This window comes from Thermococcus sp. ES12, from assembly GCF_012027515.1.
GTDB classification, from domain to species: domain Archaea; phylum Methanobacteriota_B; class Thermococci; order Thermococcales; family Thermococcaceae; genus Thermococcus; species Thermococcus barossii.
In genome coordinates, this window is sequence record NZ_SNUP01000001.1 from 693296 (window position 1) to 718878 (window position 25583).

A 25583-nucleotide genomic window follows, 5' to 3' on the forward strand; every position below is an offset into this window, starting at 1 on the left:
CATGCGGGGTACATCCAGTTAACAGATGAACTTAACTTAAGATGAGTGGTGAAACGCTTCCTTTTGCGAAGACCTTATATCTTTCAACCCGAAAATCTTTCGAGGTGATTCTGATATGGAGGCGAAAGGTGGTTACTGGGGCAAGATTCTGAGGGTCAACCTGACGACCCAGGAGGTCAAGGTGGAGCCCCTCCCAGAGGAGTTCCCGAGAAAGTACCTCGGAGGCGTTGGCTTCGGTGCCAGGCTTCTCTACGACGAGGTTCCTGCGGGAGCTGATCCCCTCGGACCGGAGAATAAGATGATAATCACCCCCGGTCTGTTTGTTGGAACCGGCATTGGAACCGGCTCAAAGACGGCCTTCAACTTCAAGAGCCCCCTCACCGGTGCCTACGGCCGTTCGATGGCCGGAGCCAAGATGGGCGAGGAGCTGAAGAAGGCCGGCTACGACGTCCTCATCATCGAGGGGCAGAGTGAAGAGCCCGTCCTCCTCGTCATAGAAGACGACGAGGTGAAGCTCGTCCCAGCGAAGGAGTACTGGGGCCTCACCACCGGAGAGGCCAGGAAGAAGGCCAAGGAAGAGTATCCAGGCTTCGCAACGGCCTTCATCGGCCCGGCCGGCGAGAACCTCAGCAGGATAGCCACGATAGAGACCGACGACAGGCAGGCCGGTAGGGGCGGCCCCGGAGCAGTTCTCGGAAGCAAGAAGCTCAAGGGAATCCTCGTCAAGGGGACCAAGAAGATACCGATAGCCCAGCCCGAGAAGCTCCGCGAGCTGATAAAGGAGTGGGCGATGGTCTTTAAGGACCACCCGGCCACGAAGGCCGACATGGACTACGGAAGCGGCGAGTTCCTCGACTGGATGAACCGCGAGCGCGGAACCTTCCCTGTCAGGAACTGGCAGATGGGCTTCTTCAAGAAGGCCTACGAGAAGGCCAAGGAGGAGGGCAGGGAGCACATCGGAATAGACCCCTACTTCTGGGCGCCGAAGTACCGCGTTGGAAGAAAACCGTGCCCGCTCTGTAACAAGCCCTGCAGCCAGTACATCAAGGTCGAGAGCGAGCGCTGGGGCACCTTCATGACGGACGGACCTGAGTACGAGACCCTTTACTCATTCGGCGGAGTCCTTGAGCTCGACGACTTCGAAACCGTTGCCTACCTCAACTACCTCGCGGACGAGCTCGGCCTCGACACGATTTCAGCCGGTGTGACAATCGCCTGGGCCATGGAAGCCTACGAGAGGGGCCTTCTCACCAAGGAGGAGGCTGACGGCCTTGAGCTGACCTTCGGAAACGGCGAGGCCGCGGTTGAGGCCCTCAAGAAGATGGCCTACCGCGAGGGCAACCTCGGAAAGCTTCTGGCGGATGGCGTCAAGAGGGCCAGCGAGAGGCTCGGCAGGGGAAGCGAGAAGTTTGCCCTCCACGTCAAGGGCATGGAGCCACCTGCCTACGACGTCCGCGGCATAAAGGGAATGGCACTGGCATTTGCCGTGAACGTCCGCGGTGCCGACCACCTCACCAGCGGCGCCTACGGAACCGAGCTCGTTGGCAGGTGGTGGAAGTTCGACGGCGTGGACAGGACCAAGGGCGAGAACAAGGGCTTCGAGATTGCCTTCCACGAGAACCTCATGGCGGTCTACGACGCCACCGGTGTCTGTAAGTTCTCAAGGCACATGTACTTCCTTGAGGGCTTCCCGCCGCTCGTTGAGGCCGTCACCGGCATGAACATCGGTGAAGCCGAGCTGATGGTCATCGGCGAGAGGATAATGAACATCGCAAGGGCATTCAACGTCCGCGAGGGCTTCACCAGGAAGGACGACACGCTCCCGTACAGGATCATGTGGGAGCCGATTCCAGAGGGTGTCAGCAAGGGCCTCCACGTCCCGCCCTGGGAGCTCGACAGGATGCTCGACGAGTACTACCAGGCCCGCGGCTGGAGCAGGGACGGAATCCCGACAAAGGCCAAGCTCATCGCCCTCGACCTCCCGGACATCGCCGAGGACATTGGAGCGGGGATTTGATTCCTGCCCTTTTTCTTCTTCGAAAAATTTTTGTCCGAGGCTTCGCCATTCAAGATGGAAGAAGGGTCGATGGAATCCTACAGGGGGTTATTCTCGACACGCCGAAACCAGTGTTTAACAAAGAGGATACCTCAGAAGGGGCCAGGCTTTGCTTCCCTGTTAACCCCTTAACATTTCTCCACTATTCAGCCTTTTTTGTTAACCAATTAACCACAAGCCTTTTATAGGCCTTTGATGTTAACCCGTTAACGTGATAGCATGGGCAGACTTGATGACCTGAGGGACAACATAGGGGAATACTTCCAGAGTGCCGAGCTCTTGTTTAAGCAGGGCCTTAATAACGCCGCCTTCATGATGTACTTCAAGACCCTCGTGGCTATGGCTGACTACATTCTCTGGCGCGACCTGAAAGTGCTCCCCGACAACCACAGCGAGCGCTTCCGGCTGTTAAAGCCCCGTTATCCTGACTTGTACAACATCCTAAGCTACTACTTCCCCTATTATCGTGACACGTACACAAAAAGGGTCGATGACCGCATTTTGGTGGCGATTAGAAATGACGTTATCAGATTTAAAGAAAAAATTGAGTGAGCTCGCCAGGGATTTTAAGGATGAAAACCCAAACGTCTGGGATATCTTTCTCTATGGCTCCGCAGTTAAGGGGAAAGAGAGTCCCAACGACATAGACATCGCCGTGATTTTGACTGAGGGGAACCCATTCGAGGTGGCGTTCCGTTTTAAGACGGCACTGGAAGATAGGGGATTCTCCCCTGAAGAGCTAGACGTTAAGGGTTTCCTTATGAAGGAACTTTTCAGTGAGAACAACCTGATGAGCTTTGCGTTGCTCGTTGAAGGCTATTCCCTCACCAAAAACGAATTCCTACACGAGGTGCTCAATGCCAAAGGCTACACTCTCTTTAGATTCTCATATTCAGGTCTCACCGGTAGCAAAAAGGTGAGGTTCATATACAGCCTGAGGGGAAGGAAGGGACAGGGGGGAGTGCTCCAGAAACTCAACGCCGTCGAGCTTGCCGCGGGGGTAATTTTGGTGCCAGTAAATGCGACGTTTGAATTCAAGGAATTCCTATCGAGATGGGGGATTGAATACGAGTACGCTCCACTCATAATGGGTGAGTTTTCCCGGGAGATGCCTTCCCCTGGATGAGATCCTCGAATACCTCGGTGTAGAAAGTCATCATCGAACCGTTGGAATCCTATTCCGGCGTCTCAGGGTGCCTTGTGGTGAGTGTAACGTTATAACCTGCTAATTGAAGAGTAACCCCCTCCAAAAGGCAATATTTAGAATTGCGTAACTTGATCAAAATTTCGCCAAGCGAAAGTTTGTATGGCGCCGGGGCAGGGATTTGAACCCTGGCGGGCAAACGCCCACGGACTCTCCAGGCCCGCGCCTTCCCAGGCTAGGCTACCCCGGCGCAAAAAGGAGGAGAATCATGAGATGAGCTCGATCTCGATGGTGACATCTTCCGGAACGCGGATGCGCATGATCTGGCGCATGGCCCTTTCGTCGGCCTCGATGTCCACGAGCCTCTTGTGGACGCGGAGCTCGAACTTGTCGAAGGTGGCAGTGCCCTCACCATCAGGGCTCTTCCTGGTGGTGATCCTTATCCTCTTGGTCGGGAGCGGTATCGGGCCGCTCATCCTGACACCTGTCCTCTCGGCTATCTGCTTGATCTGGTCGGTGACCTCGTTGAGGGCCTTAATGTTGGTGCTTGCGAGCTTAATCCTTGCCTTCTGCATTTCAGTCCCTCCTAAAAGTTCAAGGAAGTAAAGGAAAGGTCAGAGAAGGCCTTCAGTCGGCCTTCTGGATGGATATGACCATACCGGCAGCGACGGTCTGGCCCATGTCACGGATGGCGAACCTGCCCATCTGCGGTATCTCCTTGACCGGCTCGATGACCATCGGCTTGGTCGGCCTGAGGACGACGATGGCCGAGTCACCGGTCTTGATGAACTGCGGGTTCTCCTCGACGACGTTACCGGTCCTCGGGTCGAGCTTAGCCAGGAGCTGCTCGAACCTGACTGCCACCTGGAGGGTGTGCGCGTGGAGGACCGGGGTGTAGCCGACGGTTATAGCAGTCGGGTGGTTGAGGACGATGATCTGGGCCTTGAAGGTGTCCTTCGGCCTGACGACGGTCGGCGGGTTGTTGGTGTGTCCAGCGACATCACCGCGCTTTATGTCGTTCTTACCAACGCCACGGACGTTGAATCCGATGTTGTCACCCGGAAGGGCCTCCTGCATGGGCTCGTGGTGCATCTCAATGCTCTTGACCTCACCCTGGATCGGCTTGTGGAATATGGTGCTGGCCGGCTCGAAGATAACGACGTCACCGACGCGGAGGATACCGGTCTCGACACGGCCGACCGGGACGGTACCGACACCCTTGATGGAGTAGACGTCCTGGATCGGGATGCGGAGCGGCTTGTCGGTCGGCTTCGGCGGCTCGGGTATCTGGTCGAGAGCCTCGATGAGGGTCGGGCCCTTGTACCAGGGCATGTTGTCGCTCTTCTTGACGACGTTGTCGCCCTCCCAAGCGCTGATCGGGATGATCGGGAAGTCCTTGTAGCCGAGCATCATGAGGAGCTTCTTGACCTGCTCGGCGACCTGCTTGAACTTCTTCTCGTCGTAGTTGACCATGTCCATCTTGTTGATGGCGACGATGATGTGCCCGATACCGAGGGTCCTGGCAAGGAAGGCGTGCTCCTTGGTCTGCGGCATGACACCGTCGGTGGCGGCAACGACGAGAACTGCAGCGTCGGCCTGGCTGGCACCGGTGATCATGTTCTTAACGAAGTCTCTGTGGCCCGGAGCGTCGATGATGGTGATGTACCTGTGCGGGGTCTCGAACTTGGTGTGGGCGACGTCGATGGTGATACCCCTCTCGCGCTCCTCCTTGAGCCTGTCCATGACCCAGGCGAACTTGAAGGACTTGCCCTTCTCACCCATCTCCTCGAACTTCTTGATGATGTTCTCCGGTATGTTGGCGGTGTCGAAGAGCAGCCTTCCGATGGTGGTGCTCTTTCCGTGGTCGACGTGGCCTATAAAGACGATGTTAACGTGCGGCTTCTCCTTAGCCATTTTCATACACCTCCATATTTTGGTCTAGTCTCGTTGACTAGGATGGCTTTTTAAATCTTTCGAACCTCGGCCCCCTCGGGCGGGAAACCCGCCGTTTCTCGGGGAGGCCTCATGAGTTCCGTCCCTAACTTGCGGGGCAGGTTTAAAAAGTTAACTAATCGCCGTTGGGCAGAAATCTGTCAATCTTTGGAACAGGCCTTCAAATCTTTCAGAGACAGCAGGGGACAGCCTTCTTCCTCCGACTTGTCCCTTTCCACCGTGAGGATAATACCTGCGTTTCAACTGTTCGAGCATACGGGCGGGACTTCGTACTTTGGGATTCTGAAGCAGAAAAAGACCGAAACAGAAGGAGAAAAGTTCAGGGGGCAAAAAGCCCTTCACTGCTGCGGGCAGACGTCCTGCTCCTTCGGCGGGTTCGGGTCGAGGCCCTTTCTCTGCCTGATCTGCCTGATTATCTGCTGGGCGAGCTCGTTCGGGACGCGCTTGAAGCCCGCGTGCTCGGTGCTCCAGAGGGCCCTTCCGCTGGTCGCTCCACGGATCGCTCCCGCGAACCCGAACATTTCCGCAACCGGCGCCTCGGCGATGATGATCATGACCTCGCCCTCCTGGCGCATGTCTATGAGCTGGCCGCGCCTCTGGTTGATCTCCCTGCTGACCGCTCCCATGTACTCGTAGGGCACGTTGATGATGACCTTCTGGTAGGGTTCGTAGAGTATCGGCTGGGCCTTCATCATGGCGCACTGGATGGCACCCCTGATGGCCGGGTATATCTGAGCAGGACCGCGGTGGACGTTGTCCTCGTGGATCTTGGCGTCGTGGAGCCTGACCATGACCTTCATGACCGGCTCCTTGGCGAGCGGACCCTCGTCCATGGCCTGGTGGAATCCGTCAACGAGCAGGTCCATGACCTCGTTGAGGTACTGGATACCCTTGGTGTTGTCGAGGAACAGGTTGCCGTTGTAAATGTCGACGATGCCCTTGGCGACCTCGTAGTCCATTCCGAGCTCGGCGAGTTTCTTGGCGACCTCCTTCGGGTTCTTGGGCCTGCCCTCCGGAATGAGGCCCTCGCGGATGGCCTGGTAAATCTCGTCCGGGAGCGGCTCGACGGTGATGTAGAACCTGTTGTGCTTGTTCGGGCTCTTTCCTTCGACTATCGGACTCATCTTGCTGACGCTCTCGCGGTAGACGACGATCGGCGGGCTGACATCGACGTCGAGCTTCCAGTCCTCCTTGAGCTTGACGAGCTTGACCTCAAGGTGGAGCTCACCCATGCCGCTGAGGAGGTGCTGGCCGGTCTCCTCGTCGATCTTGACGTGGAGCGTCGGGTCCTCCTTGGCGAGCTGTCTCAAAGCTTCGATGAGCTTGGGCAGGTCCTTCACGTTCTTGGCCTCGATGGCGACGGTAACGACCGGCTCGCTGGTGTAGTGGAGCGCCTCAAAGGGCTCGATCTGCTCCTGGGCAACGGTCTCACCGGCCATGGCGTCGCGCAGACCGGTAACGGCGACGATGTTTCCTGCAGGAACGGCCTCCATGTTGACCCTCTCGGGACCCATGTAGATGCCGACCTGCTGGATTCTCGCCTTTCTCTTGGCGTTGATGAGGTAGACCTCCTGGCCGGTCTTGACGGTACCGCTCCAGACACGGCCGGTTGAAACCTCACCGGCGTGCTTGTCAAGGATTATCTTGGTGACGACCATGACCATCTTGCCCTTCGGGTCACACTTGAGCATGGCCTGGCCAATCTCACTGTTCACGTCGCCCCTCCAGAGGTGCGGTATCCTGTACTTCTGGGCCTCCAGCGGGTTCGGGAGGTGCTTGACGACCATGTCCAGAACGACCACGTGGAGCGGAGCCTTCTTCCTGAGGGTCTTGAGGTCGCCGGCGTTGGTGAGCTCGACGATGTCCTTGAAGGAAACGCCGGTCTTCTTCATGTAGGGCACGCTGAGGGCCCAGTTGTAGTAGGCACTTCCGAAGGCGACGCTACCGTCCTCGACCTTGACCATCCACTGGCTCCTGAACTCCTCGGGGGCGTACTTCTTGATGAGCCTGTTCACGTCGGTGATTATCTTGGCGAAGCGGTTGAGTATCTCGTTCGGGCCGAGCTTGAGCTCCTTGATGAGACGGTCAACCTTGTTGATGAAGAGGACGGGCTTGACGTACTCCCTCAGGGCCTGCCTGAGGACGGTCTCGGTCTGCGGCATGACGCCCTCGACGGCGTCAACGACGATGATGGCACCGTCTATGGCTCTCATTGCCCTGGTAACGTCACCGCCGAAGTCAACGTGACCCGGGGTGTCGATGAGGTTGATGAGGTAGTCGTTGCCCTCATAGTTGTGGACCATCGAGACGTTGGCCGCGTTGATGGTGATTCCTCTCGCCTGCTCCTGCTCGTCGAAATCGAGGACGAGCTGCTTTCCGGCGAGCTCCTCGCTTATCATTCCAGCACCGGCGAGCAGGTTGTCGCTCAGCGTCGTCTTACCGTGGTCAATGTGAGCGGCGATACCCATGTTCCTGATCCTCTCGGGCTGGGTCATGAGCTCCTTAATCTTCGCAATCATCTCTTCCCTTCTTCCCATTTACACCACCTTCTAACCTGATGAGCTTGTTCACCACTCACTTAAGAAGGTCGGTTATAAATCTTTCCCAGCGGGAAAGCGAGACCGCGCCGGAGCGTTCAAACTACTTAAGGTTTTTGCTCAGTGTCAAAGTAGGCCAAACAGGTCTTCAAGGCTCATTTGATGCTCAGCCCCTCACGACCCTGACGTCCAGCCTTTCAAAGTCCCTGTCAAAGGTGTAAATCTCGGCGATACCCCTCTCCTTCATCTTGAGGTAGGCCAGGGCGTCGTTGATGCCGAGCCCCTTCTCCCCGGCAATCAGCGTTGCCCTGAGGTAGTCCCCGGGCGAAACTTCCAGGACTTCTATGTTCCCTCCCGTCAGAACGGAGAGCACGAAGTCCCTCGCGAGCCCCTTGCCTCCCCTGCTCTCAAGGACGTTGGCAACCTCGCTCAGGTGAACCACCGTGGTGACGACTTTTTCCCCTTCGCTCACCCTTCTCAGGATCTCCTTGGAGTTTTCCTTTATTTCTCTGATGTTTTCGGGGGGCTCCCTCCGCGGTTTGAGAAGGGCGTAGATGAAAACGTTGGCGTCGATGAACCTCATTCCTCCCACAGCTCCCCCTCGAGCTCTTCCCACTCCTTAAGCTCGTCCACCTCCACGGAATCGAAGAACCTCGTGAGGTCCGCCCGTTTCCTCGGGAGAAGCTCAACCCTGTCCCCGAGATCCACTATCATGACCTCCTCACCGAGCTTCTCCCTGAGCTCCTTGGGGAGCAGAAGCCTTCCCTGGGGGTCGAACCTCTTCACCAGAACTTCCATGTTACCACCAAATTCCTAATGTTCTACCAGATTTAAGTACTTTTTGGTGAGTAGCCTCACGCCCTGCAGGCCCGTCGCTTAATCGCGGAGGGGCAGGAGCTTCCCCACGAGGGCTTTGACCCTCTCCACCACGTCGGCCCTCGCGTAAACGCCCCAGCGCCAGTGGGTGTCCTTCAGCTCCACCAGCGAGCGGACGAGGGGCGACACCTCGCTGAGGCGCTTCAATCCGGTTTCAGTCCTCACGAAGGCGTTCTTCTCCTCGAACTTGGGCTTTGGAGGATAATCCACGAGGACCAGGTGGCCGAACTCGGCATCGAGCTCCCGTCTCAGCTCATCAACCGCCTTCTCACCCGGGTCTTTATCCGTGTAGAGGACGCGCTTGTAGAGCCTCCTCGAATCGATGGCCGCTATCAGCTCGCGAACCTCTGCCCTTTCACTAGCCCTGAGCCGTGCTATCAAATCAACTTCGTCCATGGTGCGTATCTCGTCAAAGGGAATTCCTTCGAGCTCAACGGCCTTGGTCAGCATCGAGCCGGCTATCTTCGAGACGTGGTGCTGGTAAACGGTGGGATACATCATACTCCTCGCCAGGAGCAGGTTCTGGGCAGCTATTACCCCCTTTTCCCTAACGATGAGCATGCCATCCTTCCACAGCAGGTTCCTCACGAGCCTGTCGAGATCAACCAGGCCGTAGGCTGCGCCGGTGTAGTAGGCGTCCCTCACGAGGTAGTCCATTCTGTCGGCGTCGATGTCGCCGCTCACGAGGGGGTGCTTGAGGAACTTGAGGAACTCGCCGAGGGAATAGCGCTCCCTCACCGCGTCCCCGATTTCACCGTGCCTTATGAACCATTTCGTGTTCTCCTCGTGCCTCGGGTAGAGGGTCTCAAGCGTGTGGCTGAAGGGGTAGTGGCCGAGGTCGTGGAGCAAAGCCGCGTAAACAGCCCCATCATCAATCTCCGGATTATATCCGGCGATTTTCTTGGCGAGATGGAAAGTTCCAAGGGAGTGCTCGAAGCGGGTGTGCCTGGCGGAGGGATAGGCGAGAAAGGCTAAGCCGAGCTGGGTTATCCGCCTAAGGCGCTGGAACTCGGGGGTATCAACAAGCCTGACCGCGAAGTCGTCGAGCTCAATGTGGCCGTGTATGGGGTCGTGGACGAGCTTCATGGTGGGCACCACGCCAGAGTGGTGATGGAAATTAATAAACATAATCCCCAAGGGTCCAACTGCCGGAGGGGTATCCCTAAAAACCTTCAACCGAAAGCGACGAAAATTCGCTAAATGCTTCAACAAACGAACAATCTAACAGAAGTTCAACAAAAAGATAACGTCGGCCAGAGCTCGGCTCCACGCCTCTACTTTGGATCGATCAGGAGTAAACACTTCCCCTCTTACCGACCTTTAAAATTCTGATAACTCGCTCGTTTTTGTCGTACTCAAATATCACCCTGTATTCTCCAACTCTTAGTCTGTAAACGTCCCTGTAACCCCTCAATTTCTGAACGTCAAGCCTTACGAGGGGAAAGAGGGCAAGTTTGGACTGTCCTTTACGAGCTTTCTTTCGCTCTCGGGAATGTCTTGGAGCTCCTTTAGGGCTTTTTTGCTTATGAGAATCCTGTTCTCAAAGCCCATCCTTCACCACGTCCCACTCAAAGAACTCATCGTCCCTACGCTCTTCGATGGCTTTGATCTCCCACTCCTCAGGCTCGACCTCCTCGATGAGCTGGAGATTGACCTCCACCAGCTCCCTCAGGAGCTTCTCTATCTCGTCTATTCTGTGGAGTATCTCGGCGAGCGTAACGTCCATTCCCCCACCGAAGAATTGTTGGGAGAGGGAGATTAAATACCTTGCCCTCAGCTCCACGTCTCGGCTATGACGTCGTGTTTGTGGATGCTCTCGTTGCTGATTACCCTCACATGAATTTTGCCCCTGAAGCGCTCCTTGGCCTTGGCGAATATCTCCCTCGCGACGTCCTCGACGAACTTCGGGTTCCTGTACATCCCCTGCACGACCGCGTTCTCGTCAACCGTCTTAAGGAGCGTGTAGGTCGGATGACTGAAGGAGCTCTCGACCACGTCTATCATGTCTTCCAGCGCTATCTCCTCGTCGAAGGCCGTTCTCACCTCAAGCTCGCCTATCGCCCTCTGTATGTGCGTCTTCCCTTCATTGTTGGCCATGGCGTGCGGGCAGGCGGTGTTTCCGATGACCCTGACGCGGAGGACCTTCCCAAACGAGCCGTCCTCGTTCTTGATGACGCCCACCTCAACGTCGTAGGGCTCGTAGGTGGTCTTTTTGCTCGCCGGCGTCTCGCGGGGGATTATGAGATGGGTCCTTATCCAGACCTCGGCGCGCCTGTGAGGGTGCTTGCCCTCCAGGCGACGTATAACGCACTTACCGAGCTCCTCAAGCGAGGTGTGGGCCTGCATCACTTCCTCCTCAACGGCCTCGCTCATGGCCTCTGTTATGCTCTCCACGAGCCTGCTCATGTGTATCCCCTTCTTCTCCTCGGGGACGTCTATGGTCACCTCAAACACGGGAAGAAAGGTGTAGACCCTTCCCTTCCAGTTTATCCTCGCCACGGTGCGCAGGTTGGTGATTCCGACGCGGTGAAGGCGCTCCATTATCTCGGGCCTCTCCTCCTGGGTCTCAACGAGCATGAACATCACCCTCTTTTTTAGCGGCTTCTAATTCGACCGCTTTTTAAACCTACCTCAGAAACGTCATCAGCCGGTCATAGCTCTCGCGCGCGAGTTTAACGTCATCCTCTCTGAGCCTCCCCGCGTACTTCGCCTTCTCGAATATCCTCGTGAGGACGTCGAGGTCCTCCAGGTCCGGAAAAATCTCCCTCAGCTTTTCCTCGTGCTCCCAGTGGGTCCAGCTCTTCTGGTAGGGGTAGCCCCTCATAACGAGGCCGGCAACGACGTTCTTGTACATCTTTATGACCCTCTCCGCGGGGGTGCCCTCTATTGAGTCGAAGGTCATTTCCGGTTCGAACCGGATTTCGAACTGTGTAACGCGCCTCTTCCGCCTCCTGACCGTGAGGAGGAAGAGAATGAAGACCACGAAGGGGATGAGGTAGAATATCCCCGGGAGCTCCCGGAGCGTGACGACGAGGTCGCCGGAGGTGACGTTGTACCAGACCCCGGAGATGGTTTCTCCCACCCTGCCCCCGTTCACGAGGTTCTCGGGTCTTTTCTCAAGGAGCAGTTTGATGGCAACGAAAATCGCGAGGAGCGTTATCGCGCCGGCAAGGACGTTGCCCCTTCTGGTTCGCTGTATCCCCCTCTCGAACTTCCCTTCGAGGAGCATCTTCAGGATGTAGCCCGCGGCCGCGAATAGGAAGAGGTTCGCGAAGAAAAAGACCCATTCGAAGTTGAAGACCGTCGTCCCGCCATGGACGGCCGTCCTGCCCAAGAGCGTGGAAACCACCAGAAACGAAGTGAACAGGGCGAGATACAGGCCCTTCATTCTCTCCATGAACGGACACCCAGCTGCTCGATCATGTAGTAAACCGTCCGGAGCGGGATGCCCATTCTGGCGCTTATCTCCTTGGGGGGGACGCCGCTCATTACGAGGTTGTGAACCTCCTTAATCGTTCTCTCGTCGTATTTCCTCGGCCTCCCCCTCGGATAGCCCTCCGGAACGAGTTCTATGCCCATCTGGGCGAGGGCACTGATGGCTTTTTTGGAGACCTTCGAGTAGAGGCTCGGGGGACAGCTTATGCGTCTGACGTTGGGGGCGCGTTCAAGAATCCTCACGAGTATCTCCTTCGTCGGGCGGAGGTTTATGTAGACCTCCGTAACCTCGTCGTTCAGAACCTCGCCGAGCTTCCTTATGAGCTCGGAGTTGTTACGCGCCTTAACCTCCACCCTCATAAACTCACCCCTGGAGGAGGGCCAAAAACTGCTTGGCCTTATCGCTCTTCGGCAGGAACTTCTCAAACTTCTTCGTGTCGGCAAAAAGGGTCTTGTGCAGGCCGGAAATCACGAACTTCCTGATGGCCTCCTCAAGCTCATCCCTCGGAACACCGAGGAGCTCGGCAACCCTGTCCTCCCCGTATTCACTCATCCCGTAGAGGAGAACCGCGCCGAGGAGGTAATTGGGGATGGTTGTTATGTCCTTCCTCTTCCCGACCAGGGCGTTCTCCATCTCACACTTCCGTATGATTAGCATGCTTCCGTGACCCGTTCTGAAGCCCGGCTCGTTTCGGAACGGGAGGTCGAATATCGAGTAGTGGCAGTCTATGCAGAGCTTTATGTTGGGGTAGAGACCGAGGGTTTCCCTCTCGTTCTCGGAGGTGAGGAAGTAGTAGCGGAAGAGGTCAAGGCCGAGCTTTTCGGCACCCTTCTGTGGGTCGAGAATGGAGTAAGCCAGCGCCAGGTTGTCAACCGTGTAGTGGTTGTTTATGAGCACCCCCTTGGTCTTGACGAAGCTCAGCACGCGCCAGCGGAAGCGCCTTCCGTAGCGTTTTCTCAGCTCGCCTTCGATGTCAGCATCCGCAGGAAGGTCGAGGCGGGCCTTCTTCAGACGGTTGTTCTCCCAGTATTCAACCTCTATGCGCAGGCCGCGGGTTCTGACTGTTCCTTTCTCGCGGAGCTTGCCCTTTATGAGCTTGAAGGATTCCCTGACTGCTATGCTCTCCCTGGCGAGGAGCCGCAGGACGTCGCCGGAGTAGGCCATGTAGGGTAGCACCTCAATCCTGCCTATCTGGACGCTTCTCGGAACGGCCTCAACGTCTTCAACGTTCTCCCTGGTGAGTTCCTTGAGGGTTATCGGCTTTCTTCCGAGGAAAAACGTGTAGTTGGCGGATATGAGGGCGAGTGCCATCTTGTGAGCAGTTATGGCGGCGCGAAGCCTCTCAAGCGCGAGAACCCTGTTGCGCTTCTTTTTGTAAATCCACTGGATGTGCGGATCGCGGTCGCGCTTGCCCATTCCCTTAACGGATGGAGTCGTCTCCCCAACGCGCCTCGAAAGGTCTTCCTCAAGCTCCTGAAGGAGGGAAAGGTTTTCCCGGAGATGGTAGGAGATGGACGGGACGTCGAAAGTCTCGAATAACCCGTCCATGTCTATCCCGATGTCGTCCAGTATCTTGTTTACCTGGGCCACCAGCTCCTCGGTGGTCGTCATGGCAGCAGATCACCGCTGTTTATCTTTTCCGGGAGGTATTCCTTCGCCACGAACTCAAGGCTCTTGTTGGCGAGGGCCTGCTGCTCTATCCTAACGCCCATCTTAATGGCCATCTTGAGCTGCCTCTGCCACTCCCTGTTCTGGAACCATGGGTACTCCATCTCCTCAAGGATCCTCTTGTAGTCCCCCGTCGGACCGCCCTTCTTGTTGGGCGGGATGCCCTTGAGCTTCTCCGTGACGTTCTCAAGGCCGTAGCGCTTTATGTCGTCCATCGTCATCCCGACGAACTTCGCCTCCGGCGTTGCGAGCTTGTCGCTGAGGTAGGCAAGGTTTATCGAGCCCTGCTTTATGGTGGAGTAGATGTACCAACCGTAGGGGTCGCCGTCGGTGAAGACTATTATCGGCAGCCCCTCCTCGTAGTGGAGCCTGTGGATTAGCCTCCTAACTCCACGTGAGGCCTGGCCCTGGGTCGCTATGATGAGCGCCTTCTCCTTCTTCGGGAACTTTTCCTCAATGAGACGGTCGGCCATAGCGGCGGTCTCGACAACGAGGGCATAATCAACGTTTATCTCCGGAAACTGGAGGTGCTCGACCGTTCCCGGAACGGCCCAGCCACCCATGCCGAGCTTTGATGTGTTAAACTCGTCCTCGCCGTCGCGAATCACGATGTCGCCGTAGATGTAGCCGCGCCTGTCGGCGGTGAGATGCATCTCCTCACGCAGAACCCCAAGCATCCTCTCCAAGTCCTCGATGATAGGGTCGCTCTCGCGCTGGTCCTCGAAGGTGTTCTCCTTCGTTCCCGGAATCGTGTGCTTGTTGGCGTAGTAAGCCTCACGAAGGCTCGCGTGCTTGCCCTCGCTGACGAGGCGCTTCACGTAGGCCATAATCAGGAGCGTCTGCATGAACTTCCTGGCGTGGGCCACGTTGAGGAAGTACCTCCTAGATAGCTTGTCACCCATCCTGATGACACGCCTCTTCTCGTCGAAGTAGACGTTGTTGAGCCCGCGCATCGGGATGTCGAAGTAGGGGTTCTTCCCGCTCTTTATGTCCTCCAGGATTCTCCTTCCGTAGTCCTCCAGCTTGGTGAGGACCCTGGTCGGGTCGTAGGAGAAGCGCTCCCTGGGCTTCTCGCGCTTTACGGCCTTAGCTTTAGGCATTCTCTGTCACCTCCTCACTTGCCTTGGCCGCGAAGTGGCTCTCTATAAAGGTCAGGAAGTACTTCTTAACGGCCTCCTCATCCTCCCCGGTCAGAATGCTAAGGGCCCTCGCTATCTCCGGCACGTACTTCTCGAAGGTCTTCTTCCGCTTTACCTGATAGAGCCTCCTGTGCTTGCCGCTGAGGTAGGTCTGGAGCCTTCTCGCCGCGTCCATTATGGCCAGCCTTATCTCGTTCTGTATCTCCTCGACGTTTGCTATGCTCTGCTTCCCGGTGCCGGTGTAGGGGACGTGGACGCTGATGACGTTTATCATCAGCACCACCGGAGCGCGGTCGAGGTCGTCCACCTTATAGCGTTTCCAGTCTATGGAGCGGGCCGCGAGGGTCGTCACGCACGAACCGGCGTCGAAGAGGAGGGGAACCCTGTTGGCGTAGCGGAGGAGCTCGAAGCCGGCCGGAATCTCTCCCCCGTAGGCGAGGCCAACCTCGACCTGGAAGGGAATGCCTCCGGAATAGACCTTCGGCGGCCTCGTCACGGCGGTAACGAACTCCGGCTTGAGGATTCCTTTGAGGCCCTTTTCGATGTTCTCCTCGCCTATCGGCCTGAGGCCGTGGGTTGGCGGGGCGAGGAACTTCATGTACTTGAAGGCCTCGACTATCTCCTCCGCCTCGTGCCAGGTGAGCTTCTCAGGCGGCTTCTCCATGAGCTTCGCGACCTGCTTGAGGACCTTTGTGTAGCCCCTGAAGGAGCGGAGAACGGCCTTAACCTCGCCCCTCATTAGCCTCTCGTAGAGCTGCTCCTGGACGTTCTTGTCCTCCTCAGTCTTGATTAGTCTCAGCGCCGCGATGTACTCGATGAGCTCGTCTATCTTCTTGTCGCTTATCCTTGAGAACTCCCCGACGAGGAAGCGCTTCACGGTGTTCCTCCGGGTCTTTTTGGCCATCCTGTAAACGTCGTCGGTGAGAACGCCACGGGGATGGGGCTTCATCTCAACGGGAGGTTCGGGAATGTAATCGCTCGACCTCGGAAAGACTATGAGCTTTCCGTCGGGCTCTATGAGCTCTATGTGGGCGTGCGGGTTGGCTATGGCGGTGAGCTTGAGGTACCAGTAAACGCCCTGTTTGGAGCGGACGTAGCGGACGTTTTTCACTTCGAGCTCTATCCTCGTCCCGCGCCAGCCTTTGGGGTTGGGATGCTTCTCCTTTTTCACGATTTTACCCTCGTTTTTGTCAACGTCTATCTTCACCCAGGCCTCGATGGTTTTGTCGCCGCCGGTTGAGGTGATAACGCGCGTCGCCTTCCCACTGGTTATCTGGGCAAACATGACGGCGCCGCTTATACCTATACCCTGCTGACCGCGGCTCTGTATGTTCCTGTGGGCCTTTGTTCCGGCGAGCATCTTGCCGAAAACGTGGGTTATGTACTTCTCGGGTATCCCCGGACCGTTGTCCTCGACGATGACCTTGTAGTGCTCCTTCCCGAGCTCCTCTATCTCAACGCGGATATACGGCGCTATTCCTGCCTCCTCACAGGCGTCGAGGGAGTTCGTTACCGCCTCGTGGACGACCGTCGTGAGGGAGCGTATCTTGCCTGTGTAGCCGAGCATGGCCGCGTTTCGCCTGAAGAACTCGCTGACGCTCTGAATCTTGAACTCCTTAAACAGCTGACTTGCTTCGGCCATCTTCATTCCTCCTCGTTCTTCTCAACCTCTTCGCCAAGGGCCTCGTAATAGCTCATGCTCTCCAGTTCGAGGTCCTTCTTCCTGCGTTCCAGGTACTTGTAGACCACACCGTGGGGGGAGCCCTTGGCGAGCTTCTCTATGGCAGTCTTGGCAACCTCAACCTGAATAGGGTTGCCGATTATCGCAACGGTCTTGCCGTAAACGCTCACATCCGCCCCACTCATCTCCTCTATTATCTCCCTGGTTCTGCCCTTCCTGCCGATTATCCTTCCCCTAACGCGTGGAAGGGCGTTCTTATCGTTGCCGATAACTACATCGGTGAGGTTAACGACCTCAAGAACCTCACCCTCGTTGAAGAGCCTGAAGGCCCTCTCCGGGGAGAAGCCCCTCCCGATGGCCATCACGACGTCCCTCGCTTTCCACACTGCCAAGGGATCGTCGGTCTCCTTCGTGGCGGTGATGAAGACCTCGCCCGTTTCGCTGTCTATCTCTATCTTAGTCTTGGTTCTCCGCTCTATCTCCTTCTTCGTCTGCCCCTTCTTCCCTATGACGACCGCCACCCTGTCCTTCGGAATCCTCACGAACTCCTCCTGCTCACCCTCGGCCGCGTAGGTTATCTCCTCCTCGTGTCTCTCCACCAGCGGCCGGCCGTCCTTGTCAAGGCGTTCGTACTTCTTAAGGAGCCTCTCGAACTCGTCCATAATCTCACCCTCTAAAGACCAACCAGCTCACGGAACTTATCGTCGAAATCATCAACATCCACACCCTTTCTACCGAAGTAATTGATGACGTTACGCAGGTCGCGCTTTAGGAGCTCCAGGCTCATGCGATTCCTCCTCACCGTCGCCTGGGACCAGTCTATGACCACCGGCCCCTCGTGGAGCAGGATGTTGTACTCGCTCAAATCCCCGTGCACCATGTCGCCGCGCTTCCAGAGCCTCTCGATGACCCTTATGGTGAAGTCGTAGAGCTCCTCGAAATCTCTGAGCTCAAGCTCGCGCTCCACATCCTTGAGCCTGGGGGCGGGCACTTCGTCGCCAATGAACTCCATCACCAGGACGTTGTTGCGGAAGATTATCGGCTCGGGAACACGAACAGCGTACTTAATCGCCCGCTGGAGGTTCTTGAACTCCCTCCTTGTCCACACGAAGACGAGCTTGCGCATATCCTTGGGCAGGTATCCGATTCTCGGGTCCGCAGCCAGATACTCCCATATGCGCCTGAACTCGGTTGTGTAGGTGCGGTATATCTTGACGGCTATCCTCCTTCCCTCGGCGTCCACACCGGCAAAGACATTGGCCTCCTTTCCCGTGCTTATCACACCGTAGAGAGTGTCTATTTTGCCCCTCCTATGCAGGTAGGCGAGGGTTTCCTTCGTCGTCCTGTCAAAGACCTCGTTGGCTATCTTGTAGAGTTCGCTGTCCTTTTCACGCCTCTCCCTGAGGCCGAGCATGTCTTCGATGGCCCTCTCGATGAGCTCCTCGCGCATCGCTATCACTCAGAGCACGCTCAGAAGAGCATATCTCCGCCGGTGAGGAAGTCCTGGCTTATCTTGCCCTTCCTGAGGAGCCAGTCAACCTGGGTTCTGGTGTAGCGGTACACTATGTCGCCCCTCTCGTCGGTCTGAACCGGCCAGGGCTGGACTATGACGACGTCGCCGACGCGCATCCACATGCGTCTCTTCAGCTTGCCAGGGATTCTGCACCTTCTGATTTTTCCGTCCTCGCAGCGGACGTCCATCCATCCCGAGCCAAGGGCCTGTTCTATCACCCCGAAGAGCTGTCCGTTCTTCGGTAGAGGGACCCTGATGACCTCATCACCCTGAACCTCACGGTTCTTTTTCTTTCCACCTTTTCCACCCCTGTGGTACACCATGACAATCACCTCCAGCGAGTAGGCCCGAGCCCTTATAAACCTGAGCCTTGCAAAAATTTTCTAATTGGAGTACAGGTCTGTGCTTTTAAAATTTTTGCACGCCGCTCGAGTAATTGCCCATCTCTGTCCAGTATGGACACATGAAAGTTTAAAAACGCACCGTTTAAATTGAAGTTCGGAGATGCCCATGGCAGCGATAACCGCCAAGAACCTCACCATAACGTACGAGGGAGTACCCGCGGTGGAGGGGGTCACGTTCGAGGTGGAGAGGGGGGAGACTCTGCTCCTCCTCGGCCCCAACGGTGCCGGAAAAACGACCCTCCTCAAGACGATAGCCTGCTTTCACCGGGAATACCGCGGAGAGCTTAAGGTTTTTGATATGCCCCCCTGCGAGGCGAGGGAGCTCATAGGATACGTGCCCCAGAGCCATAGCCTCAACGAACGCGTTCCCGTCACGGCCCTTGAAGTCGTCGCCATGGGCGGGATATACAAGAGAGGTTTTTCCCATTTCAAAATACCCAGACACGTCCTCGAAAAGGCTGAAGACGCCCTGAACTTCGTGGGGCTTTCGAACGTCCAGGGAAAGCTTTTCCGGGAGCTGAGCGGGGGGCAGAAACAGCGCGTCCTTCTCGCCCGTGCCCTGATAAGCGACCCGAAGCTCCTCCTGCTTGATGAGCCCCTGTCTGCCCTCGACCCGAGCGCAAGGGCAGAGGTCTCGAACGTTCTCGGAAAGATAAAGCGCGAGCGCGGGATAACGATGGTGATAACGACCCACGACATAAACCCCCTCCTGGAGATTGGAGACAAGGTAATGCTGATCAACAGGCGCCTCATAGCCTTCGGGAAGCCGGAGGAGGTTCTGAGGGACAATGTCATCAAGTCCGTCTACGGCCCGCTGGCGAGGGTGATTCCAGTTGAGGACAAGCTGTTCTGCATAACCGGCGACGTCCATCTGCACGGGCACGGGGGTGGAGGCAGATGATCCCTGAATACCTAATCAGAGCTATCTTAGCTAGTGTAATGGTCAGCGTCCTTCTTGGAATGCTCAGCCCCCTCATCAACACCAAGGGACTCGCGTTCCTCACCCATGCAATCTTCCACTCCCTCCTCTTCGGCGCCGTCCTTGGGATGATACTGGGGCTCCTCTTCGAGAACATGGCACTTGTGATGACAGTCGCTCTCCTCGTAACGATAGTGGTGGTTCTCCTGATAGCGCATCTCGAAAAGCTCGGATTCACTCCCGACTCCGCCGTGGGGATAGTGGCGAGCTTCGTTGCGGGACTAACGGTTCTGGGCTTTGGCGTTCTGTACAAGGTCATGGAGAGCCGCCCGTACTTCCCGCTCAGCGAGAGCATAATCTCGTACCTCACCGGCGAGATATTCCTGATAACCCTGAACGACCTTACAGTCCTTGTGCTCGGAGGGGCGCTTCTCTTCTTCGTCATGCTCTTTCTCTACCGCGACTTCCTCTACCTGAGCTTCGATCCCGAGGGTATGGAGAGCTACGGCGGTAACGTGAGGGCCTACCTGATGATTCTATACGTCCTCGTCGGGGCCATTGGGGCTCTAATCGTCCAGACAGTCGGCCTGATAACGCTCCAAGTCGTCGCGGTCCTTCCCGGGGCAATAGCACTGATGGTAAGCAGCGACATCCGGAAGGTTCTTGGCGTGAGCCTCTTTCTGACGCTGGGAATACAGCTCTCGTCGGTTATCCTCGCGTACTTCACGGACATACCGCCCAGCGGAATAGCCACGATAATGCTTGGCCTCATCTACGGGGCCCTTCTCTTCAGGAGGTGAAATCTTGAAGCTCGCTGGAATTGACGAGGCAGGCAGGGGGCCGGTGATAGGTCCGATGGTCATAGCCGCTATTGTAGTGGACGAGAAGAACGTTCCGAAGCTGGAAGAGCTCGGTGTTAGGGACTCGAAGAGGCTCACCCCAAGGAGGCGCGAGAAGCTCTTCGATGAAATAATTGCAGTTTTAGACGATTATGTAATTCTTGAATTATTGCCCGAGGAGATTGACTCCCGCGAGGGCACGCTCAACGAGTTCGAGGTCGAGAACTTCGTCAAGGCCCTAAACTCGCTCAAAGTCAAGCCCGATGTCGTTTACATCGACGCAGCGGACGTCAAAGAGGCCCGCTTCGGCGAGGAGGTAGGGAAAAGGCTGAACTTCGAGGCGGAGATAGTGGCAGAGCACAAGGCCGACGACAAGTTCGTGCCAGTCTCGGCCGCCTCAATCCTCGCGAAGGTAACCCGCGACAGGGCTATAGAGAAGCTTAAGGAGGAGTACGGCGAAATCGGGAGCGGTTATCCCAGTGACCCGAGGACGAGGGCTTTTCTGGAGAGCTACTACCGCGAGCACGGCGATTTTCCCCCGATAGTAAGACGGGGCTGGAAGACGCTGAGGAAGATTGAGGAAAAGCTGAGGGCTGATGTCGAGGCCAAGAAATCGAGGGGAAGGGGACAGCTCAGCCTGGATATGTTTATGGAGTAGTTACCTCCCCAGCCTCAGCCTTATTCTGTCCTTTATTTCAAGGAGCCATTCGAGGTAGAGCCAGAGTGAGTCGGTGAAGGCCTCCCAGCGGAGGAGCTCCTTCAGGGCGATGCCCATGACTATCGCCGCCGGTGGGACGAGAACGGTGGCATAGAAGCTGAACTGGGTCGTTCCGCCGAGGAGGTACTGGAGGACGAAGAATCCGACGGTGCTCCAGAAGATGCCGAAGGGAATCAATATCTTCCCGCGTTTTCTGTAGAGCCAGGGTAGTGAGAGGATGAAGAGAACCATGCTGAGGAGCAGAAACGGGTCCGTCTGGGCGAAGATATTGGGGTTGTAGTGGAATGGAAAGGCCTTCTTGTTCACGAACCACTCCCACACCGGGGAGGCAGCCGGGTGACCGCCCTTGTTCGAGAGGTGCCACCGGAAGCTTCCGAGGATGTCGTCGACCCACTGCTCGAATCCGACGGCCTTTATGGCCACGAGGTTGGGTATGAGAAAACCGAGGGCAGGAAGGGCTGCAATGGCAAGTAAAAAGCTTGTCAGCCTTCTTTCATCTCTGAATGCCTTTATCAGGAGTATTGGATACCCAAAGGCACCGCTGAGCTTTGCGGCCGCGGCGAGGCCAACGGCAAAGCCCGAAGCCTTACGCTTTTCGTAGATTAGCAGAGTGGTGAACAGAGTCACGAACAGTGCCACATGTATGTCAAGCATCGCCGTTACGGCGGTTGCCTCAAGGGTTGGGTCGGCAACCGTAAAGATGAGCGCTATAAGCGCCGCGAGATAGCTTCCACTTATTCTGTAGGTTGCGAGAACCACGAGAAGGCCTATCATGATAAAGGCCAATATACCCGGCAGGCGCCAGTTTATGGGTCTGTCCTCGACGAGCATCCCGAGCATTATGAGGTCCTTCCCAAGGAACGGGTGCTCCGTGTTGAGGTAGTTCTGGATGTTCTCCTTGTCGGGATACCTGTAGCCGGGGACGACGTAGTAGGCATCGGGCGGTATCTCCGAGGAAAGGGCACCGATGAACCCATCCACGTTCTCCAAGGGTACCTCAAAGTAGACGCCCGGAAACTTGAGGTACTCCATCTCGTAGGTGGCGTTGTAGCGGAGGGCTATCTTTTCGACCTCGTACTGGTACTTTATCCTGACGCTAGTGTTCGAAAAGATGACGTTTATCCCGGCTGAGTTTGTCGTTTCGTTCACGTAATGGAGGCTAACACCAAGCCTGTGGAGAACGTTTCTGCTGGCTGGAACGTACCAGACCTCGTCTCCAATGTAATCCCTGAGGTCGGAACGGGAGGCAAAATCGTAGAGATACCAGAATGAACCGATGAGTATAACGGCCGAAACCGCGATGAAGAGGACCCGTCTCCAGTCCATTTTACCACCGGGTAGATTAGCGCGGCAACGTTTTTAAGCCTCTCCCCGAGGTTCGAAACATGATGATAACCGAGGAGCAGGTTCAACTCGCGGTGGAGATGATACGGCGGGGCCTCGATGAGCGGAAGCTACGCGCCAAGCTCGGTGAGAACTGGAGGCTCATAGCGGAGATAGCGAGGGCCAGAATAAGGGCAGGGGACAAATTCTCCCGGAATGACCTGTGGATGGACACGGAAGGCCTCCGCTACGCCACCCATGAGGTCGTGGCCAAGTACCGGGCCGAACGTCTGAGTGAGCTCGGCGTAAAAAGCATAGCCGACGTCTCCTGCGGGATAGGGATACAGCTCATCTTCTACGCCATGAAGGTCGAGAGGGCATACGGGATAGACATAGACCCCATGAAGATTGAGTTCGCCCGGAGGAACGCAGAAAAGTACGGCGTGGCAAACATCGAGTTCATAAACGCCGACTCGCTCGACCCCGAAACCGTCGGGAGAGTGGATGCGGAGGTAATCTTTTCAGATCCCGCAAGGCCGCCTGAAATGCCCGAAAGAAGGCTGGAAGACCTCCTGCCCAGCCCGCTGAAAGTTTACGAGGCATACAGGAATAAAACCGATTCTTTCATCTTTGATTTACCTCCCCAGATGAGGCGCGAGAGGGTTCCCTGGAAGGGAGAGTTTGAGTACATAGACCTATTCGGCGCCCTGAACAGGCTGACGTTCTACACTGAACCCCTGGCGAGAACCGAGAGGAGCGCGGTAATCCTGCCGGCGGGGGGGAGAATCGAAAGCAATCCTGACCTGGAGAACATCGTCGAGTGGGCTGAAAAGCCCGGGGAGTACCTCTATGAGATTCCACAGAGCGTTGACTATGCAGACCTGATAAACGAGCTCTTCCACATCCTGAGCGCCGATGTTAGAATGCTTCTCCGTGAGAAGAGGCGTGTCTTGGCCACCGGAGACGAGGAAATCAGAAGCCCATACCTCAAAAGGACGTATGTCATAGCTGGCGTCGTCCCCTTCCACCCGGTCAGAATAAACGATTTCCTCAGGAAGGAGGGCTTTGGCAGGGCGACGCTCAGGATAAGCGTGCCAGAGGGAGAATACTGGAAGGTCAGAAAGAGAATCGAGGCGAACCTGAGGGGTGAGAGAAGGGCCTTCGTCTTCCAGTTCGGGAAGATGGCAATAATAGCGGAGGGGCTATAGCTCCTCTATCCTGGCGTTTCTTATCTTCTTGGACCCTATGCGGAGCCTCTTGAAGTAATTCACATGCTCCTCCGGAAGAAAAGACTCCAGACTGGTTGATTTCAGGCGCTTCTTCTTTTTCCTCTGCCCACTATTGGTTTCTTCAACCCCTGTCCTCGGCGAGACAGCCTCCAAGAACTCGTCGAGCTTCCGGTTCATCGGCACACCCAAACTGGATAGGCCTGGGGATATAAAGGCTTTATCCTCCCATCGAGTGTTGAACCAAAGGCCATATTAACCGTCCGGGAAACCACCGTTGAGAAACGCTTTTAACTTCCGGCATTTATTTAGGGAAAGAGTAAGCGAGGCGGGTGGAAGGTAATGTGCGGTATAATCGGGTACATCGGGGACAGACCAGCCTGCGAGGTCATTGTAAAGGGTCTAAAAAGGCTGGAATATAGAGGGTACGATTCGGCTGGAATAGTCACCGAAGACGGGGGAAGGCTTTACATAAGGAAGGGCGCCGGGAGGATAGATGATCTCACTGAAAAGCTCGGCTTTCTTGAAATGCCCGGAAAGAGGGGAATAGGACACACCCGCTGGGCCACCCACGGGATTCCAAACGACATCAACGCCCATCCCCAGACGGACTGCACCGGGAGGATAGCCCTCGTTCACAACGGTATAATCGAGAACTACCGCGAGCTCCGGGAGGAACTCCTCAGGAGGGGGCATCACTTCGATAGCGATACGGACACCGAGGTTATAGCCCATCTCATTGAGGAGGAGCTTAAATCGAGTGGGAGCTTTGAGGAGGCCATGAGGAGGGCGCTCCTCAGGCTCAAGGGTTCATTTGCCCTCGGCATAGTGTACACCGGAGAACCTGACAGGCTGTACTTCGTGAGAAACGAGAGCCCCCTCGTGCTGGGCATTGGGGACGGCGAGAACTTCGCGGCGAGCGATGTTCCTGCCTTCCTTGAGTACACGAACCGCGTTGTGTTTCTGGATGATAGGGAGTACGCTATAATCACGAGAAACTCGTGGACCGTCAAGAGTCTTGACAGCGGGGAGGTCGTTGAAAAAACCGTCCAAGAGGTAGAATGGACCCTTGAGATGGCCGAGAAAGCGGGCTACCCCCACTTCATGCTCAAGGAGATACACGAGCAGCCCAGGGCCATAAGGGACGCCATACACGGGAACGCAGGGATAATCCGCTCGGTGGCAGAGGAAATAGCGAAGTACGACAGGATATTCATAGTCGCCATGGGCACTTCCTACCACGCCGGTCTGGTTGCCAAGTACCTGTTCCAGAGACTCGCCAAGAAGGTGCCCATAGTCGAGGATGCGAGCGAGTTCCGCTACGAGTTTGAAGAGCTGGTGGACGGGAACACCCTCGTCATAGCGATAACCCAGAGCGGGGAAACTGCAGATACGCTCGCGGCGATGAAACTGGCCAGGAGGAAAGGGGCGAAGGTTCTTGCCATAGTCAACGTCGTTGGGAGCATGGCGACCAGGATAGCGGACTTCACCCTCTACACCCACGCGGGTCCGGAGATAGGCGTTGCGGCCACCAAAACGTACACCACCCAGCTGACGGTTCTCGCGATGCTCGCCATCGAACTTGCGAGGGTTCTCGGAACCGCTGATCAGGAGTACCTTGATGAACTGGAGGCGGAGCTCAGCGCTGTTCCCGAACTCGTGGAGAGGGCCCTCCGGCATGAGGCATCGCTGAGAGAGCTGGCCGAGGAGCTCAAAGACAGGAGGGACTTCTTCTACATCGGGAGAGGCATAAGCGTCCCAACGGCCCTTGAGGGTGCACTCAAGCTCAAGGAGATAAGCTACATCCATGCCGAAGGCCTGAGCGCCGGCGAGCTTAAGCACGGACCCCTTGCACTCCTTGAGGACGGCGTTCCTGTCGTTGCGATAGCACCCAGCGGAAAGACCTTCGACAAAATAGTTTCAAACATCGAGGAGTCCAGGGCCAGGGGGGCATTCATAATAAGCATCGGGGACAGGGAAGAGCTGGGAAGAATCTCGGACGTTTTCGTCCAGATGCCTGAGATGGACGAACTCCTTACGCCGATAGTTTACATCGTCCCCCTCCAGATACTCGCGTATCATCTCTCTGTCTTGCGGGGCAACGACCCCGATAAGCCCAGGAATCTGGCCAAGTCTGTTACCGTTGAGTGA

General features: G+C 56.4%; 27 protein-coding genes and 1 tRNA gene. 8 read left to right on the forward strand and 20 right to left on the reverse strand.

The features are described 5' to 3' along the window. The first annotated feature begins 115 nt into the window (after positions 1-115). The 3 genes from E3E37_RS03895 (at position 116) to E3E37_RS03905 (ending at position 3182) form a co-directional block, all read left to right on the forward strand. On the forward strand, positions 116-2017 hold the full coding sequence (locus E3E37_RS03895) for an aldehyde ferredoxin oxidoreductase family protein (RefSeq protein WP_167714969.1): 1902 nt from the start codon (positions 116-118) through the stop codon (positions 2015-2017). Between the two features lie 258 nt (positions 2018-2275). After that, positions 2276-2608, forward strand: coding sequence for a hypothetical protein (locus E3E37_RS03900; protein WP_167714970.1), 333 nt, complete (start codon positions 2276-2278; stop codon positions 2606-2608). Beyond that, positions 2601-3182 carry a nucleotidyltransferase domain-containing protein gene (locus E3E37_RS03905; protein ID WP_167714972.1) on the forward strand — a complete coding sequence of 194 codons (582 nt, stop codon included), beginning with the start codon at positions 2601-2603 and terminating at the stop codon, positions 3180-3182. Before E3E37_RS03900 ends, E3E37_RS03905 begins: the two co-directional genes overlap by 8 nt. 181 nt (positions 3183-3363) lie before the next feature. Here E3E37_RS03905 and E3E37_RS03910 read toward each other — a convergent pair. The 18 genes from E3E37_RS03910 to eif1A all read right to left on the reverse strand — a co-directional run bounded on the left by E3E37_RS03910 (position 3364) and on the right by eif1A (position 18326). Next, positions 3364-3450 (reverse strand) — tRNA-Ser (locus E3E37_RS03910). A gap of 16 nt (positions 3451-3466) precedes the next feature. After that, positions 3467-3775: a 30S ribosomal protein S10 gene (rpsJ, locus tag E3E37_RS03915; protein WP_055429342.1), complete on the reverse strand. Its 309-nt coding sequence runs from the start codon at positions 3773-3775 to the stop codon at positions 3467-3469. A 52-nt stretch (positions 3776-3827) separates the two neighbouring features. Beyond that, entirely contained in the window at positions 3828-5114 is a 1287-nt protein-coding gene (gene tuf / locus E3E37_RS03920; RefSeq protein ID WP_167714974.1) for a translation elongation factor EF-1 subunit alpha, read from the reverse strand. A 377-nt stretch (positions 5115-5491) separates the two neighbouring features. Continuing rightward, positions 5492-7690 (reverse strand): elongation factor EF-2, encoded by a 2199-nt coding sequence (locus E3E37_RS03925; protein ID WP_167714976.1) that lies wholly within the window; start codon positions 7688-7690, stop codon positions 5492-5494. Between the two features lie 166 nt (positions 7691-7856). Further along, positions 7857-8273, reverse strand: coding sequence for a type II toxin-antitoxin system VapC family toxin (locus E3E37_RS03930; RefSeq protein WP_167715406.1), 417 nt, complete (start codon positions 8271-8273; stop codon positions 7857-7859). Further along, positions 8270-8488 (reverse strand): division/cell wall cluster transcriptional repressor MraZ, encoded by a 219-nt coding sequence (locus E3E37_RS03935; RefSeq protein ID WP_167714978.1) that lies wholly within the window; start codon positions 8486-8488, stop codon positions 8270-8272. Before E3E37_RS03935 ends, E3E37_RS03930 begins: the two co-directional genes overlap by 4 nt. 78 nt (positions 8489-8566) lie before the next feature. Further along, a complete protein-coding gene (locus tag E3E37_RS03940) occupies positions 8567-9652 on the reverse strand; it encodes an HD domain-containing protein (RefSeq protein ID WP_167715408.1) in 1086 nt (361 codons plus the stop codon). A 202-nt stretch (positions 9653-9854) separates the two neighbouring features. Beyond that, positions 9855-9980 (reverse strand): type II toxin-antitoxin system RelE/ParE family toxin, encoded by a 126-nt coding sequence (locus E3E37_RS11640; protein ID WP_240921896.1) that lies wholly within the window; start codon positions 9978-9980, stop codon positions 9855-9857. Between the two features lie 126 nt (positions 9981-10106). Then, the gene (locus E3E37_RS03950; protein ID WP_167714980.1) at positions 10107-10292 is read right to left on the reverse strand and encodes a hypothetical protein; all 186 of its coding nucleotides are present in this window, start codon (positions 10290-10292) and stop codon (positions 10107-10109) included. 47 nt (positions 10293-10339) lie between these two features. After that, positions 10340-11143, reverse strand: coding sequence for a GTP cyclohydrolase IV (locus E3E37_RS03955; protein ID WP_167715410.1), 804 nt, complete (start codon positions 11141-11143; stop codon positions 10340-10342). A gap of 49 nt (positions 11144-11192) precedes the next feature. Then, the gene (locus E3E37_RS03960; protein WP_240921897.1) at positions 11193-11963 is read right to left on the reverse strand and encodes a DUF4129 domain-containing protein; all 771 of its coding nucleotides are present in this window, start codon (positions 11961-11963) and stop codon (positions 11193-11195) included. Beyond that, complete coding sequence (locus tag E3E37_RS03965; protein ID WP_167714982.1) at positions 11951-12361, reverse strand: DUF1699 family protein; 411 nt, start codon at positions 12359-12361, stop codon at positions 11951-11953. The genes E3E37_RS03960 and E3E37_RS03965 overlap by 13 nt, the downstream gene beginning before the upstream one ends. 4 nt (positions 12362-12365) lie before the next feature. Further along, positions 12366-13613, reverse strand: a complete 1248-nt coding sequence (locus E3E37_RS03970) for a DUF530 family protein (RefSeq protein WP_167714984.1) — start codon at positions 13611-13613, stop codon at positions 12366-12368. After that, a complete protein-coding gene (locus tag E3E37_RS03975) occupies positions 13610-14770 on the reverse strand; it encodes a DNA topoisomerase IV subunit A (RefSeq protein ID WP_088864698.1) in 1161 nt (386 codons plus the stop codon). The genes E3E37_RS03970 and E3E37_RS03975 overlap by 4 nt, the downstream gene beginning before the upstream one ends. Next, positions 14763-16451: a DNA topoisomerase VI subunit B gene (gene top6B, locus E3E37_RS03980; RefSeq protein ID WP_167715414.1), complete on the reverse strand. Its 1689-nt coding sequence runs from the start codon at positions 16449-16451 to the stop codon at positions 14763-14765. The genes E3E37_RS03975 and top6B overlap by 8 nt, the downstream gene beginning before the upstream one ends. Positions 16452-16453: 2 nt before the next feature. After that, positions 16454-17152, reverse strand: coding sequence for a KH domain-containing protein (locus E3E37_RS03985; RefSeq protein ID WP_088864700.1), 699 nt, complete (start codon positions 17150-17152; stop codon positions 16454-16456). An 11-nt stretch (positions 17153-17163) separates the two neighbouring features. Next, entirely contained in the window at positions 17164-17940 is a 777-nt protein-coding gene (locus E3E37_RS03990) for a serine protein kinase RIO (protein WP_167715415.1), read from the reverse strand. 20 nt (positions 17941-17960) lie between these two features. After that, positions 17961-18326, reverse strand: a complete 366-nt coding sequence (gene eif1A, locus E3E37_RS03995; protein ID WP_088864702.1) for a translation initiation factor eIF-1A — start codon at positions 18324-18326, stop codon at positions 17961-17963. Positions 18327-18513: 187 nt separating this feature from the next. Here eif1A and E3E37_RS04000 point away from each other — a divergent pair, with 187 nt between their 5' ends. Genes E3E37_RS04000 through rnhB form a run of 3 tightly spaced genes read left to right on the forward strand, consistent with a single transcriptional unit; the run spans position 18514 to position 20823 of the window. Next, the gene (locus tag E3E37_RS04000; RefSeq protein WP_167715418.1) at positions 18514-19308 is read left to right on the forward strand and encodes a metal ABC transporter ATP-binding protein; all 795 of its coding nucleotides are present in this window, start codon (positions 18514-18516) and stop codon (positions 19306-19308) included. After that, on the forward strand, positions 19305-20126 hold the full coding sequence (locus E3E37_RS04005) for a metal ABC transporter permease (RefSeq protein WP_088864704.1): 822 nt from the start codon (positions 19305-19307) through the stop codon (positions 20124-20126). The genes E3E37_RS04000 and E3E37_RS04005 overlap by 4 nt, the downstream gene beginning before the upstream one ends. A gap of 4 nt (positions 20127-20130) precedes the next feature. Then, positions 20131-20823, forward strand: coding sequence for a ribonuclease HII (rnhB, locus tag E3E37_RS04010; protein ID WP_167714986.1), 693 nt, complete (start codon positions 20131-20133; stop codon positions 20821-20823). On the opposite strand, the gene E3E37_RS04015 is transcribed toward rnhB, so the two are convergent. Further along, positions 20824-22209: a glycosyltransferase 87 family protein gene (locus tag E3E37_RS04015; RefSeq protein WP_167714988.1), complete on the reverse strand. Its 1386-nt coding sequence runs from the start codon at positions 22207-22209 to the stop codon at positions 20824-20826. A gap of 62 nt (positions 22210-22271) precedes the next feature. Between E3E37_RS04015 and E3E37_RS04020 the strand changes: the two genes are divergently transcribed. After that, entirely contained in the window at positions 22272-23414 is a 1143-nt protein-coding gene (locus tag E3E37_RS04020) for a methyltransferase domain-containing protein (RefSeq protein WP_371731683.1), read from the forward strand. Here the strand turns inward: E3E37_RS04020 and E3E37_RS04025 are convergent. Next, positions 23409-23612 (reverse strand): PCNA-inhibitor, encoded by a 204-nt coding sequence (locus E3E37_RS04025; RefSeq protein WP_088864708.1) that lies wholly within the window; start codon positions 23610-23612, stop codon positions 23409-23411. The two genes, E3E37_RS04020 and E3E37_RS04025, sit on opposite strands and share 6 nt — an antisense overlap. 162 nt (positions 23613-23774) lie before the next feature. Here E3E37_RS04025 and glmS point away from each other — a divergent pair, with 162 nt between their 5' ends. Beyond that, a complete protein-coding gene (gene glmS, locus E3E37_RS04030; RefSeq protein WP_167714992.1) occupies positions 23775-25583 on the forward strand; it encodes a glutamine--fructose-6-phosphate transaminase (isomerizing) in 1809 nt (602 codons plus the stop codon).

Excerpts from the sequence above, each read along its gene's own strand:
- E3E37_RS03895 (WP_167714969.1), top strand. The coding sequence starts at position 116 with ATGGAGGCGAAAGGTGGTTACTGGGGCAAGATTCTGAGGGTCAACCTG.
- E3E37_RS03900 (WP_167714970.1), top strand. The coding sequence starts at position 2,276 with ATGGGCAGACTTGATGACCTGAGGGACAACATAGGGGAATACTTCCAG.
- rpsJ (WP_055429342.1), bottom strand. The coding sequence starts at position 3,775 with ATGCAGAAGGCAAGGATTAAGCTCGCAAGCACCAACATTAAGGCCCTC.
- tuf (WP_167714974.1), bottom strand. The coding sequence starts at position 5,114 with ATGGCTAAGGAGAAGCCGCACGTTAACATCGTCTTTATAGGCCACGTC.
- E3E37_RS03925 (WP_167714976.1), bottom strand. The coding sequence starts at position 7,690 with ATGGGAAGAAGGGAAGAGATGATTGCGAAGATTAAGGAGCTCATGACC.
- E3E37_RS03930 (WP_167715406.1), bottom strand. The coding sequence starts at position 8,273 with ATGAGGTTCATCGACGCCAACGTTTTCATCTACGCCCTTCTCAAACCG.
- E3E37_RS03935 (WP_167714978.1), bottom strand. The coding sequence starts at position 8,488 with ATGGAAGTTCTGGTGAAGAGGTTCGACCCCCAGGGAAGGCTTCTGCTC.
- E3E37_RS03940 (WP_167715408.1), bottom strand. The coding sequence starts at position 9,652 with ATGAAGCTCGTCCACGACCCCATACACGGCCACATTGAGCTCGACGAC.
- E3E37_RS03950 (WP_167714980.1), bottom strand. The coding sequence starts at position 10,292 with ATGGACGTTACGCTCGCCGAGATACTCCACAGAATAGACGAGATAGAG.
- E3E37_RS03955 (WP_167715410.1), bottom strand. The coding sequence starts at position 11,143 with ATGCTCGTTGAGACCCAGGAGGAGAGGCCCGAGATAATGGAGCGCCTT.
- E3E37_RS03960 (WP_240921897.1), bottom strand. The coding sequence starts at position 11,963 with ATGGAGAGAATGAAGGGCCTGTATCTCGCCCTGTTCACTTCGTTTCTG.
- E3E37_RS03965 (WP_167714982.1), bottom strand. The coding sequence starts at position 12,361 with ATGAGGGTGGAGGTTAAGGCGCGTAACAACTCCGAGCTCATAAGGAAG.
- E3E37_RS03970 (WP_167714984.1), bottom strand. The coding sequence starts at position 13,613 with ATGACGACCACCGAGGAGCTGGTGGCCCAGGTAAACAAGATACTGGAC.
- E3E37_RS03975 (WP_088864698.1), bottom strand. The coding sequence starts at position 14,770 with ATGCCTAAAGCTAAGGCCGTAAAGCGCGAGAAGCCCAGGGAGCGCTTC.
- top6B (WP_167715414.1), bottom strand. The coding sequence starts at position 16,451 with ATGGCCGAAGCAAGTCAGCTGTTTAAGGAGTTCAAGATTCAGAGCGTC.
- E3E37_RS03985 (WP_088864700.1), bottom strand. The coding sequence starts at position 17,152 with ATGGACGAGTTCGAGAGGCTCCTTAAGAAGTACGAACGCCTTGACAAG.
- E3E37_RS03990 (WP_167715415.1), bottom strand. The coding sequence starts at position 17,940 with ATGCGCGAGGAGCTCATCGAGAGGGCCATCGAAGACATGCTCGGCCTC.
- eif1A (WP_088864702.1), bottom strand. The coding sequence starts at position 18,326 with ATGGTGTACCACAGGGGTGGAAAAGGTGGAAAGAAAAAGAACCGTGAG.
- E3E37_RS04000 (WP_167715418.1), top strand. The coding sequence starts at position 18,514 with ATGGCAGCGATAACCGCCAAGAACCTCACCATAACGTACGAGGGAGTA.
- E3E37_RS04005 (WP_088864704.1), top strand. The coding sequence starts at position 19,305 with ATGATCCCTGAATACCTAATCAGAGCTATCTTAGCTAGTGTAATGGTC.
- E3E37_RS04015 (WP_167714988.1), bottom strand. The coding sequence starts at position 22,209 with ATGGACTGGAGACGGGTCCTCTTCATCGCGGTTTCGGCCGTTATACTC.
- E3E37_RS04020 (WP_371731683.1), top strand. The coding sequence starts at position 22,272 with ATGATAACCGAGGAGCAGGTTCAACTCGCGGTGGAGATGATACGGCGG.
- E3E37_RS04025 (WP_088864708.1), bottom strand. The coding sequence starts at position 23,612 with ATGAACCGGAAGCTCGACGAGTTCTTGGAGGCTGTCTCGCCGAGGACA.
- glmS (WP_167714992.1), top strand. The coding sequence starts at position 23,775 with ATGTGCGGTATAATCGGGTACATCGGGGACAGACCAGCCTGCGAGGTC.